1 protein-coding gene is annotated in these 378 nt (G+C 37.0%); it reads right to left on the reverse strand.

The window, feature by feature from the left end:
• Positions 1 to 26: 26 nt before the first annotated feature.
• On the reverse strand, positions 27 to 378 hold a 352-nt coding region (locus tag CVH10_RS25795), incomplete at its 5' end, for a hypothetical protein (protein ID WP_219924791.1).

A 378-nucleotide genomic window follows, 5' to 3' on the forward strand; every position in this document is an offset into this window, starting at 1 on the left:
TTGATAGTATATGATTTCTTCTCTATTCAACCATCAATCACAACATCTTTACTCAAACCTTCGTAAAATTTACTTTTTTCCATAAACTTTTCCTTGTCTATAACAGATCCGCTGTGGAATATATGTGGTCCACCTAAATCTCCTCCTAGAGATTGAGTATTAATTGGAGGAAATTCCATCATGCCTTCTATAATCAGCGCTTCATGAACAGCACCAATATAATGAGCGTTTGTTTTCGTTCCGGCTCTAAATAAACGGGCCTGTCTGTCTGGATATCGTCCAAATTTTGGATTAGAACTGGAGTCTAGTGGGTTATATCTTGGTAGAGCATAAGCATCTGCAGTAGAGTCTTCAACCAATTCTATAAGCTTTTGCATA

The organism is Halomonas sp. ND22Bw (genome assembly GCF_003011945.1).
Classification (GTDB): domain Bacteria; phylum Pseudomonadota; class Gammaproteobacteria; order Pseudomonadales; family Halomonadaceae; genus Halomonas; species Halomonas halophila.